The organism is Pseudomonas sp. AIG (assembly GCF_977020205.1).
The window spans coordinates 135,093-149,818 of sequence record NZ_CDROCK010000004.1 but is presented as its reverse complement, the minus strand read 5'-3'; the positions used below and the strand labels follow the sequence as shown (position 1 = coordinate 149,818).

Below are 14,726 nucleotides of genomic sequence, written 5' to 3'. Positions count from 1 at the left end.
CATCCGGGCCGTCCCGGATGAAAAAACCACTTCAGAACACCACCGATCCCCTGTAGGAGTGAGCCTGCTCGCGATAGCGTCGGATCAGTGAAACTAATGTATCTGACACACCGCTATCGCGAGCAGGCTCACTCCTACAAAGGGATTTACGGTGGTTTCACTTTTTCAGGCACTGCCCGGAACGCGCCTGGCACAGTGCGAAAAGCAAGCGGCGCAACCGGCTGATTTTCAGTTCCATACCAGCAGCTCCGCAGGTGTCGGGTTATAGGCGTTGCACGGGTTGTTCAACTGCGGGCAGTTGGAAATCAGCACGATCACATCCATCTCCGCGCGTAAATCGACGTACTTGCCCGGCGCCGAAATCCCGTCCTCGAACGTCAGCCCGCCATCCGCCGTGACCGGTACATTCATGAAGAAATTGATGTTCGGTCCGATGTCGCCTTTGCCCAGTCGGCCGTCATGCACACAGGCGCGCAGGTAGTTGTCGCGGCAGCTGTGCATGTAGCGTTTCTCCAGGGCGTAACGCACGGTGTTGCTCTCCTGCGCGCAGGCACCGCCGAGGGTGTCGTGTCGCCCGCAAGTGTCGGCGACGATGGTCAGCATCGCGTGGCCGAGGTTGGAATACAGCACGCTGCCGGTGCTTAGGTAGACGCTGTTCTGCCGGCGTAAAGTGCGCTGCACGTCATAGCGTTCCTTGGGATTGGCGAGGCTGTAGAACAACGTATCGACGGCCTGATTACCTTCCAGGTCGAGGATGCGCAGGGTCTGGCCGGCCTTGACCTCCATCAGCCAGGGCTCACCGGCCGGGATTGTGGCGCGGTACACCGCTGTGTCGGGTTGGTTTTGCGAAGTGGCGATAGCAACTGGCATGGCAGCGATCCTCAGGCGAACAAACGGTCGGTGTTGATAAAGCCGCGCTCATTTTCCGGGCGCGAAGTGCGGCAGTGTTCGGCGACGCTGGCGTCGGCGTTCATCCAGCTCAGCTTCAGCGGTTTTGGTGCGTATTCCGGCGACGGATCCATCGGGTGTTGCAGCGCGGTGAGCACCACCAGCGTGTCCATCGGCGCGTACAACTCGATGTAATCGCCAGCCTTGGAGTTGGCCTCGACGAAGTGGAAACGCCCGGCCTCATCGACGTTCACGCGGCTGAACAGATTGAGCGTCATCAACAGATCGGACAGGCCCAGGCCCCACTTGCCGAGTTCCACCAACAGGTTGTCGGTGCCGTTGCGGAAGAAGCCGTTACGCAGTTCCTGATAGCGGCCCTGACCGTACTTCTGCGCGACCTCTTCGGCGCAGAGCACGCCGCCGAGGCTGTCGCTCCAGCCGCAAGTGTCGGCGGTGATTGCGGCCAGCACGCGGCCCATGTCCGAGTACAGGCAGTGGCCGCTGGTGAGCTTGGCGGTGTGTTGGCATTTGAGGCTGTCGGGCAGGTTCAGCCGCTCGGTTTTTTCATTAGCGTTGAGCAGGGTCAGGCTGACGTTGGCGCCGCCGCGCAGATCGGTCAGGCGCAACAATTGGCCGCGCTTCAACACGAAGGAACGGTGGCCGCCGCCGGGGAGCATTTCTTCGGCGAACGGTGGGAACAGTTGGGTCGAATCGGTCATCGGTTTATTCATCGGAGCAGTCCTCTCAAGCGGTGCGAAGGGCGCCTGCCAGTGGCAACGGCAGGGCGTCGACGGCGGCGCGTTGGGCGCGGCGGTCGCTGTTCAAAGGGATGTCGTAGGTGATGCGCGCGCCATAGGCGCCGGGGGCATGCGGGTCGAGGCGAACCTTGTCGAACACCAGCAGACGCGTGCCGAGGCTGAAGCCTTCGGACAAGTCATGAGTGACCATGAACACCGTCAGTTTGGTTTCGCGCCACAGCTCCAGCAGCAAGGCGTGCATGTCTTTGCGGATGCCCGGATCGAGCGCGCCGAACGGTTCGTCGAGCAGCAACACGCGCGGTTTCATGATCAGTGCCTGGGCAATCGCCAGCCGTTGCTGCATGCCGCCGGACAACTGCGCCGGGTACTTGTCGAGCGCATGGCCGAGGCCAACCTTGTGCAGCAACGCCGCTGCCTGTTCGCGTGCCTCACGTTTGGCGCTGCCGAACAACCGCCCCAGCAATGGCGCGCGCGGCAATTCAAGGCCGAGGGCGACGTTGTCGAGCACGCTCAAATGCGGGAACACCGAGTAGCGCTGGAACACCACGCCACGGCTGGCATCCGGCTCACTGGCCAGCGCTTGACCGTCGAGCAGAATCTCGCCGCGACTCGCCGTTTCCTGGCCGAGCAGCAAGCGCAGGAAGGTCGATTTGCCGCAACCGGACGCGCCGACCAAGGTGCAAAATTCGCCTTCGTTGACATTCAGGTTCAAGCCTTCCAGCACCACTTGATCGGCGTATTGCTGCCAGACATTTTTCACGGTGATGAAGCTCATTTGGCCGCCCCCTCATACCAAGGGAATGCCCGGCGGGTCAGGTGTTTCAGGCCCCAATCCATCAGCCAGGCGAGGAGGGTGATCCACACCACGTACGGCAGGATCACGTCCATCGCCAGATAGCGGCGTACCAGAAAAATCCGGTAGCCGAGGCCGTCGGTGGAGGCGATCGCTTCGGCGGCAATCAGGAACAGCCACGCCGAACCGAGCATCAGCCGCAGCGAGATCAACAAACGCGGCAACAGTTGCGGCAGCACTACGCGCAGCATCAGCGTCCAGGTCGAGGCGCCGAGGGTCTGCGCCTTGATCAGCAGTTCGACCGGTATCTCCCGGGCGCGTTGTTCCAGATCGCGAGCGAGCGCCGGGGTGATGCCGATCACGATCAGCATGACTTTCGACAACTCGCCCAGACCGAAGACGATGAACAGAATCGGCAGGATCGCCAGTGGCGGCACCATCGACAGTACTGTCAGCAGCGGCGACAACGGTGCACCGAACAGCGGCAACGTACCGGCGGCGATGCCCAGGCACAGCCCGGCCAGTGCGGCGATGCCGAGGCCGATGGCCAGACGCCGCAGACTCGACGCGGTGTCCTGCCACAACAGGTAGTCACCGGTGCGGCTGTCGGCATTGAAGGCCAGGCGTTTGACCGCGTCGCTCATCTGCACGGCGCTGGGCAGCAGCTTGTCGTTGGGGTTGTCCGCCAGGCGCTCGGCCGAGCCCATGAAGTAGGCGAACAGCAGCAGGGCGAACGGCAGGATCACCAGCAACAGGCGACTCGGGCGATCCGGGTGGCGATTGATCAGGCGCATGGCCAAATCCTCCGTGGCTTACAGCTTGGCGTCGGCGGCCATCTGCACGTAGGTCGGATCGAAACGCAGCTTGAGGTTGCCGGTATCGCCACTGGTCACGCCGTTGGCGAAGGCCATGCCGACCGCGCTGGTGTCTTTCGCGCCTTCGCCGAGCAAGCCGTGCTGGAACGAGAATTCGGCGACCTTGCGCATGGTTTCCGGCAGTTGTTTGCTGGTGGCGAAACTCAGCGCTTCGCTGGGCGTGGCGAACAGTTTGGTGGTGTCGAGTTGCGCCTGGAATCCAGCCAGATCGGTGCCCGAGGCTTTGGCCATATGCTCCAGCGCAGCCTTGCTCGCGGCGTTCTTGGCGTTCATCAAATCGACCACTTCGAACCACGCGCCGGTCAGCGCTTTGCCCAGCGCCGGGTTGTCTTTGAGGGTGGCGCTGTTGACCACCATCATGTCCATGATCTCGCCGGGGATCTGGCTGGAGTTGAACACTTCGGTCACGCCCGGTTTGGCCTTGATGTCCGAGAGCATCGGGTTCCACGTGGTCACCGCGTTGACCTGTTCGGTGTTGAACGCGGCGGAGATGTCGGCGTCGGAGGTGTTGACCACTTTCAGGTCTTTCTCGGTGAGGTCGACCGAATCCAGCGCGCGGGCCAGCAGGTAGTGCGAGACCGACAGTTCGACCAGATTGACGTCCATGCCCTTGAGGTCGGCGACTTTCTTGCCGTCGCCCTTGAGGACAATGCCGTCGTTGCCGTTGGAGAAATCGCTGACGATCAGCGCGGTGCTGTCGACGCCGCCGGCGGCCGGAATGGTCAGCGCATCCATGTTGGTCATGGTGCAGCCGTCGAATTGGCCAGCGGTGTATTGGTTGATCGATTCGACGTAATCGTTGAGCTGCACGACGTCGATCTTGATCCCGTATTTCTTTGCCCATTTATCGACGATGCCCTGGCTGCCGGCGTATTCCCATGGCATCCAGCCGGCGTAAATCGTCCAGCAGACGCTGAAATGGTCTTTCTGGGCAGCGGGGGCTTGGGTGCTGACGAGCGCGGCGAAGGCGGCGGCGAGCAGGGCGGGCAAACGTAGTCGGGTCATGGTGGGTTCTCCAGTTGATCAAGGGCGGACAGGAAGGCAACGCGGCACCGCGAACGGTGGCTTGTCTCCCGGGCTTTTGTCCCGCCGTGTAACCTCAACTGGAGGTCGCCAACTCTCGGACCAGCCACTCGCGATTGCGAGCCGGAACCCTAGTCAGCCATTGCAAATTGTGGTGCCGCGAACCTGTGATGACTCCTGCACGGGTTTGCTAAAGCGAGACGCGTGCCAAGTCGCGTCAGGCGCTCTGGCACGGGCGCGCAGGTTGCATCGGGTTGGCGGCGAGGGCGCTGAGGCGCTTTGTGTTGGTGCGCGGCTGCACCGTGATGCAGCGTGTCTGCCGCTGATCCGATGGTTTTGGGGTGTCGGCACTCGGCATGGCTTTGCCAGTCAAAACAGATGTCAGCCGGTCTGTGCCGACTGCTGTCGCAGGTCTTTCAGGAGGCCGCCATGCTTATTCAGAAAACGTTACGAAGGGTGCTGCTGGGAGCAGTGCTCGGTTTGGGTCTGTCTGGTTGTTATTACTACGCCGCTCCCTACGATGCGTATCCGTCTACTTACTACTCTCCCGGCTATTACTCGCCTTATTACTATGGTGGTTATTACGGTCCGCGCTACTACGGCGGTTCGCGTTATTACTATGGTGGTTACGGTTATCGGGGTGGCTACGGGCGGGGTTATCACGGCGGCGGATATCACGGTGGCCACCATTGATCAGTGGCTGAATGACAGCGGTTTCCAAATGAACAGGATTTCATCAATCACTTGTTTCAACTTGTTGCAGGAACGCACCAGATGCCGAAAACGCTGTCTGATTTTTCGACAGTCACCGATTAATGACTGTCGCCTGCCAGCGTCGCTGGTGTGGCCAACCCGCGGTCCAGGAGGCCGCCATGTATAGACGAATTCTTCTACTTGCTGCGTTGATGTTTTCCGTTGCCGGTTGCGTCCCGTACTCCTACGCGGACTCGTATTACAGCTCAGAGGTCTACACATCACCCGCACCGGCCTACTACAACACGGGCGGCACGTATTACAACGGTGGCAGCACGTATTACGCGCAGCCACGCTACTACCAGCCAGCCCCGCGGTACTACCAGCAACCGCGCTATTACCAACCGGCCCCGCGTTACTACGAAAGCCGTCGCTGGCACGACAACGATCGCGGACGTTGGGATGGCCACCGTCGCGGCGGTTGGGATAACGATCATCGCGGTCGTGGCAACTACGACCGACACAGCGGTCGCGGCGACCACAACGGACGTGGCAACCGCTGGTAGATCCACGCAAATGAAAGCGGCGCAATTAGCGCCGCTTTTTTATGCCCGTCGAAAAGTCGTCCCGTTAGCCATCTCCTAGGGCATTCCCAGACGCTTCCTACAGTTTCATTTCCTTGCATTTGTTAGCGTTTGTTCCTGCCGATCAAGGTGAGCAAAACTCAGTTCAACAGCGGCGAATAAAAGGACGATGCCGCTATGAAGCTTCTTGTGATTCACCAAAACTTTCCGGGCCAGTTCCGTCATGTGGTGCTGGCGGCGATTGACAGGCGTTATGAGGTTTTAGCGATAGGTCGGGATACGGCGCCGGGTATCGCAGGGGTGAAAATATATCGATACCGCGCTGCCAGCCGAGCACCGGGCGGTATTCACCCCTACCTGACCCGTTACGAACAAGCGGTGACTGATGGACAGAAGGTTTTTGAAATTCTGAGCCGGCTGAAACATTCGGGTTATCGGCCGGACGTAATTCTCGCTCATCCCGGATGGGGGGAAACGCTCTTCGTCAAGGATGTCTATCCTGACGCGCCGCTTATTCACTATTGCGAATATTACTATCGGGCGCAGGGCGCAGATTCCGGGTTCGATCCTGAATTCCCGCGAGCAACAAGAGAGTCATCAAGGCTGCGAGTGCTCAATTCGTTGCATCTTTTGAATCTTGAGCAATGTGACATTGCCATTGCGCCCACGCGGTGGCAGCGCAGTCTGTTTCCTGCAGCTTATCAGTCGGCCATTCGGGTTATTCACGAGGGCGTCATTCAAAGTTCCTGTTTTGCGAAAGTTGGGGCCGTCAGGTTGCCCAATGGCGTCGAACTGAGAGCCGGGCAGCCGATCGTTACTTATGTCGCGAGGAATCTTGAGCCTTATCGCGGGTTTCACAGTTTTATGCGAGCGATCCCGCATATTCAGGCTGAGTGCCCCGATGCGCAGATAATCATAGTGGGCGGTGATGACGTCAGTTATGGGTGTAAGCCGGTTGGCTACGCCAATTGGCGCAGCAGGATGGAGGGCGAGGTAAGTTTCGATCATTCCAACGTTCATTTCACAGGCAAACTTTCTTACCAGACTTACCGGTCGCTTCTGGAATGTTCAAAGGTTCATGTTTATTTGACGTATCCGTTTGTTTTGTCGTGGTCGTTACTGGAGGCGATGGCGGCTGGGTGTGTGCTAGTAGCGTCGGATACGGCTCCGGTAAGGGAGGTGATCGTCGATGGTCACAATGGAATGCTGGTGGATTTCTTCGATCATCACGGTATTGCCAAATGTATTGCCAAGGTTCTTGAATCCGTTGATGAGTACGACTGCCTTCGCAGTGCTGCGAAGTTGACAGCTAGCAGATTTGATGTGGCGTACGGCACGAAACAATACTTTGAGGTATTTGAAAGCGCGATGTACGAGCATCTCAAGAAACAGCCTGTTCCTCTGTTTGACAGGGAGATTTGAAATGTTCCGGATGTCGCGTAAGCAATGGGTTAAATGGTTTAAGAAGTTGTTGAAATACGGCTTGTTTATTTATGTCTGTTACTGCGTGGTGAATTTTTATATCCGTGAAGAACAAGTCGCCGAGGCGATGGCAATGTATTACGCGGATCAGGAGGCCTGTCAAAAGAAGCTGGCGAGCATGAAGCAGGTGCCCATACTGGGCGGCAGCTATGTGGATAAGACTCTGGTCCCGGAGTTTTATGTTGGCATGCCTGAATTGTCGAATAAGAAAGCGTGTCTGGCCAATACGCTCAAGGGGCATTTCTGGTGGACCGGGACGGATATACGGTCGTACCACGATCAGAGTGTAAAGCCGACTCCTGAAAGTTGGCGTCTTTATAAAGTGAACGCCGGGCTTTATACAAAAAAAGAGACTACCGAGCCCCATGAACGGGGCTATCGGCACATCAACTGGCCGGATGAGTTGATAGTGAAGCTAAAAAATTATCCGGGACTGGAGCTTTGGCTTAATGCACCTCCGCCGCATTTCAAGAATGAGGGGGTCGTTAGAACGTTTGTCATTACTGGCTGGTCGCGGCGTGATGGAACACCTCGATTAATAAATTGTGACGGCTTGATACGTCCGGCTTCCGAGGAAGAACTGACTGGCAAGAAACTGGCAAAGTTCAGCAGAACTGAACTGGAGAATCTGGATTTTGGAAAGTTGAGTTTTTTTTGCACAGTGGAGTTGCACAGCTTTGATTTTTCCGGGGGGCACGGTCGCGTAAGTCTCCGACTTTCCTCATTACGCGAAGCACCTGGGATGCTCAAGTTTCTCAGTGATTATCTTTCACGCGCTGTTATTACAAGGAAGTAACGATGAGTTATGTATTTAGCGATATGGAAAAAACAGAAATCTTTAATGCAGCCAATATTTGCAAAGGGATGAGGCTGCGCTCAGAAGAGATTCAGTACGAAGCGCTGGAGTTAGCAGGGACTGGCTGCGCTCCGCTGTATCAAAAGCTATTTGACATTATCGATGGAAGAGTTTCTGAAGTTTTCGCTGTTGATGAAGAGACTGCAAAAGTTCTGAATAGCGCCAGGCTCTGGCTTGCCGTGGCCATTGATGCCAACGGGGGAAACGGTGCCTACTCCGCCCTGATTCGCGGCTACACCTCCCGCCAAGGCGAATTGAGACTGAATAGAATCTTCAGTGAAGACCTGATGCAGCTGTCATCCAATCAAGTCGCCGTCAATTTCATCAATACCCTGATCGACGGATCCCTTGCTGATCGATTAGCACCCTGGACGGTTCCGTCCATTAGCCAGATCGCAGAAATCGATGCCAGCGCGATTGGCGAGGCTCTGTTTAGTAAGGTTTGCGGGGAGGAAGATACAGCCGTGAAACGCAATGCCGGCTGGTCTGGGACAGTCGGATTCAGCCTGTTGGGTGGAGCCCCGCCCTATGAAACCTGGAGATTGATCTCCGCTGGTGATTCGCAGGGGGAAGATGGCGGCCCGCCGATTCAAGCAAAAGCCAACAGGCTCGATGACTATAAAAATATTCTGTTCGCCATCGATTCATACAGTGTCGGATTGCAGGCGGCGCTCAGCAATTTCGGCGTCAATCCAATGCAAAGTCTGCTTTCCGTCGTGCCAGAGCAAATCAATATCGCGCTCGCCAGTGGCAGCCTGAATCCGCTGATTCAGCATGTGGTCAAAGGCACGCCGGTTTCCGTCGTGGTCGACCTGATATTGCGCTATGGCCAGAATGAATTCCTGGACATGTTCAAGCGCACTTACGACGGCGATTCAGCAGCGCCGCCTACCACCGATGAAACCTTCGCCACCAACGCTTACGCATTCTTCTCGGCATTTTCACCAGAGCAGTCCCAAAGCATCGTCACCCGATCAATAGGCGAATACGGAAACGCGAATTCATGGGCAAAACTGGCTGGGGAGTCGACACCTATCGGCCTGGCGTTGCGCAATTCCCTGAAGCAACTCAGCGAAGTCGTCATAGAACGAGCTGACGATTACCCCGGACGCGGACTGGAGCTCTACGATCCGCTGACCGGCGAAGGTTTCATCACCGCGCAATGGCTCGCCGATCGCGCGCAAATGCTGGCCCGGTTGATTGCCCGAACCCAGGGCTCGTTTGGAGAACAATCGCTGCAGAAGTTTTCCTACTCCGATCTCGCCTCAGCCAAACAGGTGCCGATGACCACCGGTGTGTTAAATCCGCTGGTGATGTTCGGTGATGACGGTGCGCGATCTTTCGCGGGCGGTGCAAATGCTGATCATCTGTATGGCGGCGTGGGCAATGACACGATCAACGGGCTGGCAGGTCACGATGTCATCGAGGGTGGACGCGGCAACGATTTGCTTGGCGGAGGCGACGGCAATGATGCGCTGTACGGAATGGCCGGTGATGATGTTCTGGTCGGAGGAAAGGGTAACGACTCTTTGATCGGTGGCGAAGGCAGCGACCGCTATGAGTTTTCCAGCGGTGATGGCATTGATGAGATCTTCGACGCCAACGCCAATGGGCAGCTGTGGATCAACGGCGCGCCGATTCCTTCACTCAAACGTCGCGCCCCTTTGAGCAATATCTGGTCGACCGAGGATCAGGCCATCACCCTGACCCTCATCGAAGAACGCAATGAACCCACGCTCAACATCAAATATGGCCTGAACGATCTCGTCGTTATCAAGAACTTCCGCCCCGGGATGCTTGGCATCCGACTTCCTGAACACCAAGGCCATACGTTCTCTGCTCCCGATCTGGTTCTCCAGGGCGACTGGAAAGCGAAAGATATCGACCCCAATGTTCCCGGTGATCAGTTCTCATACGATGAGTTGGGCAACGCCTTGCTATTGGCCAACGTAAAACAGAGAAACAAGGCCGATGTGCTCTACGGCTCTGCAAAAGACGACGTCATTCTCGGACTTGGTGGATCAGACCGATTGTTCGGCAACGACGGAAACGATCAGTTGTTTGGGGATAAACAGACGACGCTCGAAAAGGCCATGGCCGCTGGCGCCTCTAAAGGCAAAGCAGCTCGCGGCGATTGGCTTGACGGAGGCGCCGGCCACGATTTGCTCATCGGTACGGCATCCCAGGACGTGCTTCTGGGCGGTAACGATCGGGATACGCTGATTGGAGGTGCGGGAGATGACATTTTATCAGGGGATGAAACGACTGGCGCGCTGGAGCAGAAATGGGGATTCAAACGCGTCAAAGTGCTTATAGACGGTGGTGTCACCAGTCACCGAACTGTCTTTTCAAAGGCCTCCTTCAATAGTTCGACGCAGGGCGATAACGATGTTCTCTACGGTCAGGGCGGTCGCGATGTTCTCAATGGCGGATGGGGTGAGGATCTGCTTGATGGCGGAACTGAAGATGATCTTCTTTGGGGGGAGGGCGGGAATGACACGCTGGCCGGAGGAAGCGGTAACGACACAATGATGGGAGATAACCTCGACTGGGGAGGTGGCCTGCAAAGCAAACACCATGGCAACGATGTATTGGACGGTGGCAGTGGCGATGATTGGCTCGCTGGTAACGGTGGAGCCGATGCGATTTATGGTGGCTCAGGTAATGACACTCTCCACGGGGATGACGATGTACTGAGCGGCGTTGCCGGTGACGCCGCCCACTTTTTTGGAAATGACCTGCTGGACGGTGGTGCGGGAGACGACAAACTTTTCGGGGGCGGGGCGAATGATCTGCTGTTCGGAGGGGAAGGTAACGACGTGCTGGCCGGGGACAATGCTGAGCATCCGGTTCGTTATCACGGTAATGATTTACTTGATGGTGGAGCGGGCGATGACACACTTCAGGGAATGGGTGGCTCCGATACCCTGATCGGTGGGGCAGGAGCTGACGCAATGGATGGCGATGTGTCCAACCTGCAGTCAGGTGGAATCAACAATGATTACCTTCAAGGCGATGAAGGAAACGATACCCTTCTGGGAGGCTTGGGCGCCGACACGCTTTATGGCGGCGCTGATGATGACATTTTATCCGGCGATTACGAGCACACAGCCGAGGCTGAACACGGCGCAGATTATCTGGACGGTGGTTCAGGTAACGATACCCTGCTGGGCGGTGGTGGCGACGACACGTTGTTGGGCGGGGAGGGTGTAGACCACCTTCGGGGAGATTCAGGCAATAACGTTTTTGATGGCGGGGCCGGTAACGACGTGATGGAGGGCCATGACGGTGCTGATGTTTATTATTTCGGGACTGGCGATGGTCTGGATATTGTTACCGATGCCGGCGGCCGCAACATCATCAGGTTCGGCGCAGGGTTTTCTGCACAAAGTCTGAAAGCCGACATTATTGAAGTTACCGTCGGCACGGTATTGCGGCTGGCCAATGGCGCGGGCGACGCGATACTCATCAAGAGTCACGAGCAGTGGAAGGATTCCACATTCAGTTTCAGCGATGGCGTTGTACTTGGTTATGAGGATGCCCTGCGCAAAACATTGCCGCCGATAAAGGTGCCCGAGTCACCTGTACCGGAAGTTGTAACAGCCACAGGAATCCAGCAAAGCAAAGTTGATGACCCGGTTCAGCCAGACGATGTAACCATCGCGGCGCAACGCCCTGTGGCATCTGATCACCCCGTTGACTGGACTGAAAAATTCCTCGCGCAAATCAAATCCAGGCGCTCCGCCCGCAAACACGCCACAGGTTTCACCTTGAGTGATCAAGGCGTCTGGGTTCGCAGTCATATCACGACTAGCGACACCGGTTACATCACTCACACCGAGCTGAGCGATGACGGCGTCGAAGCGGGAACACTGTCTGAAACGCCGCCATGGATGAAGGTTGATGCAGGGCATGCCGTGGTCAGTGAAAGGCAGTCGAAAACCACAACTCGTGTCGAACATAAACAGGTGAAAGCCGATGGGACGATAGCCTCTTCACGTCAGGCGCCTCGCTATTATCGATCCGGCTCGGCCAACGGCTTTTCATTCAATACGGGAGATGTATTGGTTGAAGACCGTAAGGAATCCGGCGCGCTTGAGGGCTGGTACATCTATCCGGCAGCAAGCTTCGGTTCGGGGGAAACGGTGCCCAAGGCGTTTCGCTGGGATGTCACAACTGAAACGATCAAACGCAAAATCGTCCCTGGCGACGATGCCGGCGGGCGAGTCAACGTCGAAGTGGAAAACGTTTTCCACGGCGGCGCGGGAGACGATCTGATTGTCGCTCATGCAGGCTCCCCACTTGACTACGGCACTGTCGGCGACAGAACACCGGGCGCGTTTTTATCCGCAGGTGCAGGTGACGATACCTTGCTGGGCTCCGAGGGCGCCGACTATCTGGTCAGCGGGGCAGGGGATGATTGGCTTTACGGTGAAGACGGTGCCGACACCTACATCGTGCAAGCGCACGCCGGAGCAACTACCACGATTGCGGATGTGCCGAACCCTGTTTTCCACCGAGCAGAAGTTGGCGCAGCGGGGTGGAAAGACGAGTACGGATTGATCGATCAGGACACGGTCGTCCTTCCAGCAGATGCGCAGCGCGATGCACTGCAATTGAGCTGGGGTGCTGCGCTGATAGAAACCACGCATGTCGAGCTGGAACCCAACCCAGGTCGCGGGGCACACCGCAATCCGCCAAGAGCGAAAATGCTCCATCCGACACTCGATATCAATTGGGGTGGGATACAGAAAGTTCGCATCGTCTTGCCCCTCAATGGTGCACTTGAGGGGGCCGGGATTGAGCTCTTGAATTTCGCCGATGGGTCGGTCGTGAGTTTGAAACAACTCTTGGAGTCAAGTCAGCTGGGCCCTGCGCCCGAGACTTTTCATACGGGTGTAACCGTTAACAATTCAACGCGTTTTACGTCTCTGCGAGACGGACGGGCGCTGCCGTTAGTCGGTGGTCGAGGCAACGACACGATAAGCGGCGCGGGGGAAATCCGAGGCATGGAAGGGGATGACGTGCTCACGGGCAGCCCCGGTGGTGATCTGCTGTTGGGTGGGCCGGGCAATGACACGCTAACCGGCGGCGCCGGAAATGATATCTACCGATACGATGGCCTCGGCAGGGACGTGATCATCAATCGGGGAGACGGCCTTGACGGGATCGACTTTTCCGAACGCAGGCTGACGATCGACAACTTGAAGTTTCACCGTGAGCGCGATGATCTGGTGATCGTGGTGGATTACGGCATGGCACCGAAAATCCGGGTTTCCAATCATTTTGCCGCAGGCGAAAGCGCTATCGGCTTCATAAGAGTCAGCGAAGGAACAGCGACTCAAGACTACAGCGCGATGCAGATTGCTGAACGTCTGCATCCTCTTCCGCCATTGAGGGATGTCGAAGACATTTTGATAAAGGGCGACGAAGAAGCGCAGCGGGCGATGAAGGAGATCATTCAGTTTTACGAGCTGAATGTCTGAGTCGTATGGCGACCGATTGAGCCAGCTCGCGATGGGAATCCAGTCGTCATCGCGAGCATCGCGTCAGTTCAATACTGCGTCAGATCCGCCAACGGATGTCGGCCCTCCCAAACCTTGTGAAAGTGCGCCTCAACCACCGCATCCGGCACATTGTTGATATCCGGCCAGTGCCAGTGCGGCTTCTGATCCTTGTCGATCAACCGCGCGCGAACCCCTTCGCTGAATTCCGGATGCCGGCAGCAATTGAGGCTCAAGGTGTATTCCATCTGAAAAACTTCGGCCAGCGACATATGCCGGGCGCGAATGATCTGTTCCCAGACCAGATGCGCGGTCAGCGGCGAGCCTTCGCTCATGGTTTTCGCCGCGCGGGCGATCAACGGATCGCTGCTGTCGCGTTGCAGGCTGATGGCTTTCCAGGCGCAGGTCACGTCGCTGACGTCGAGCAGTTCATCGATCTGCTGTCGACGCGGCAGCCACTGCGCCTCGGGCATCTGCGCCACGGCTTCCTGTTGCAAAGCCTTGAGCAGGCTGTTGAGTTGCACGTCGGTCTGTTCCTGCCAATTCAGTTGCAGCAGACCTTCGATCAGTTGCGGCTGTTGTTCGTCGAGCAGGAAGCGGTCGGCCAGATCCAGATCGATCGCGTCACGACCATTCATGTGTGCGCCGGTCAGGCCCAGAAACAAACCAAGTTTGCCCGGCAGCCGGGCGAGAAACCAACTGGCGCCGACGTCCGGATACAGGCCAATGGTGATTTCCGGCATGGCCAAACGGCTGCTTGGCGTGACGATCCGTGTGCTCGCGCCTTGCAGTAAACCCATACCGCCACCGAGCACATAACCATGGCCCCAGCAGATCAACGGTTTCGGATAGGTGTGCAGGCTGTAATCCAGGCGATATTCCGTGCTGAAAAACTGCGCGGCCAGCGGTGGTACTTCGCCAGGATGGGCGCGACAGGCCTCGACCAGGCTGCGTACCTCACCGCCGGCGCAGAACGCTTTGGCGCCGTTGCCGCGCAGCAGCACACAGACGATTTGTTCATCCTTGGCCCAGGCGTTCAGTTTGTCGCTGAGGGCGTTGATCATCGGCAGGGACAGCGCGTTCAGCGATTTTTCAGCATCCAGGCTAGCGATACCGATGCGGGCGCCGTCGGTGCCGGTGAGTTCTTCGAAGTGCAGATTCATCGTGACCTCGATCGGGAATTTGAGCGATCAGTATGATCGTTGTGGGGGAAAGTGCCGGATCTGCGTCAGATCAATTGACAAGCGTGGTCGGCTTTCCTAGGGTTCGC

The 14,726-nt window shown here is 57.3% G+C and carries 11 protein-coding genes and 1 riboswitch; of the genes, 5 read left to right on the top strand and 6 right to left on the bottom strand.

Translation table 11 applies throughout. The features are described from left to right. Positions 1-228: 228 nt before the first annotated feature. The 5 genes from ACWR1S_RS04565 to ACWR1S_RS04545 are packed head-to-tail and all read right to left on the bottom strand — an operon-like array spanning position 229 to position 4,319. Complete coding sequence (locus ACWR1S_RS04565) at positions 229-870, bottom strand: urea amidolyase associated protein UAAP2 (protein ID WP_454562579.1); 642 nt, start codon at positions 868-870, stop codon at positions 229-231. 11 nt (positions 871-881) lie between these two features. After that, positions 882-1,607, bottom strand: a complete 726-nt coding sequence (locus ACWR1S_RS04560; protein ID WP_454562616.1) for an urea amidolyase associated protein UAAP1 — start codon at positions 1,605-1,607, stop codon at positions 882-884. 25 nt (positions 1,608-1,632) lie between these two features. Next, a complete protein-coding gene (locus ACWR1S_RS04555) occupies positions 1,633-2,421 on the bottom strand; it encodes an ABC transporter ATP-binding protein (RefSeq protein WP_175555110.1) in 789 nt (262 codons plus the stop codon). Then, positions 2,418-3,233, bottom strand: a complete 816-nt coding sequence (locus ACWR1S_RS04550) for an ABC transporter permease (RefSeq protein ID WP_454562578.1) — start codon at positions 3,231-3,233, stop codon at positions 2,418-2,420. The genes ACWR1S_RS04555 and ACWR1S_RS04550 overlap by 4 nt, the downstream gene beginning before the upstream one ends. An 18-nt stretch (positions 3,234-3,251) precedes the next feature. Beyond that, a complete protein-coding gene (locus tag ACWR1S_RS04545; RefSeq protein ID WP_454562577.1) occupies positions 3,252-4,319 on the bottom strand; it encodes a putative urea ABC transporter substrate-binding protein in 1,068 nt (355 codons plus the stop codon). Positions 4,320-4,382: 63 nt separating this feature from the next. Next, a riboswitch (guanidine-I (ykkC/yxkD leader) is annotated at positions 4,383-4,483 on the bottom strand. A gap of 283 nt (positions 4,484-4,766) precedes the next feature. Between ACWR1S_RS04545 and ACWR1S_RS04540 the strand changes: the two genes are divergently transcribed. The 5 genes from ACWR1S_RS04540 to ACWR1S_RS04520 all read left to right on the top strand — a co-directional run bounded on the left by ACWR1S_RS04540 (position 4,767) and on the right by ACWR1S_RS04520 (position 13,438). Further along, the gene (locus ACWR1S_RS04540) at positions 4,767-5,030 is read left to right on the top strand and encodes a hypothetical protein (protein WP_454562576.1); all 264 of its coding nucleotides are present in this window, start codon (positions 4,767-4,769) and stop codon (positions 5,028-5,030) included. A 179-nt stretch (positions 5,031-5,209) separates the two neighbouring features. Then, complete coding sequence (locus ACWR1S_RS04535; RefSeq protein ID WP_454562575.1) at positions 5,210-5,596, top strand: hypothetical protein; 387 nt, start codon at positions 5,210-5,212, stop codon at positions 5,594-5,596. Between the two features lie 195 nt (positions 5,597-5,791). After that, positions 5,792-7,036 carry a glycosyltransferase family 4 protein gene (locus tag ACWR1S_RS04530; protein WP_454562574.1) on the top strand — a complete coding sequence of 415 codons (1,245 nt, stop codon included), beginning with the start codon at positions 5,792-5,794 and terminating at the stop codon, positions 7,034-7,036. Position 7,037: 1 nt separating this feature from the next. Then, entirely contained in the window at positions 7,038-7,892 is an 855-nt protein-coding gene (locus ACWR1S_RS04525) for a hypothetical protein (RefSeq protein WP_454562573.1), read from the top strand. Between the two features lie 2 nt (positions 7,893-7,894). Beyond that, complete coding sequence (locus ACWR1S_RS04520; RefSeq protein WP_454562572.1) at positions 7,895-13,438, top strand: calcium-binding protein; 5,544 nt, start codon at positions 7,895-7,897, stop codon at positions 13,436-13,438. Between the two features lie 68 nt (positions 13,439-13,506). On the opposite strand, the gene ACWR1S_RS04515 is transcribed toward ACWR1S_RS04520, so the two are convergent. Further along, on the bottom strand, positions 13,507-14,619 hold the full coding sequence (locus ACWR1S_RS04515) for an enoyl-CoA hydratase/isomerase family protein (RefSeq protein ID WP_454562571.1): 1,113 nt from the start codon (positions 14,617-14,619) through the stop codon (positions 13,507-13,509). Positions 14,620-14,726: the final 107 nt, after the last annotated feature.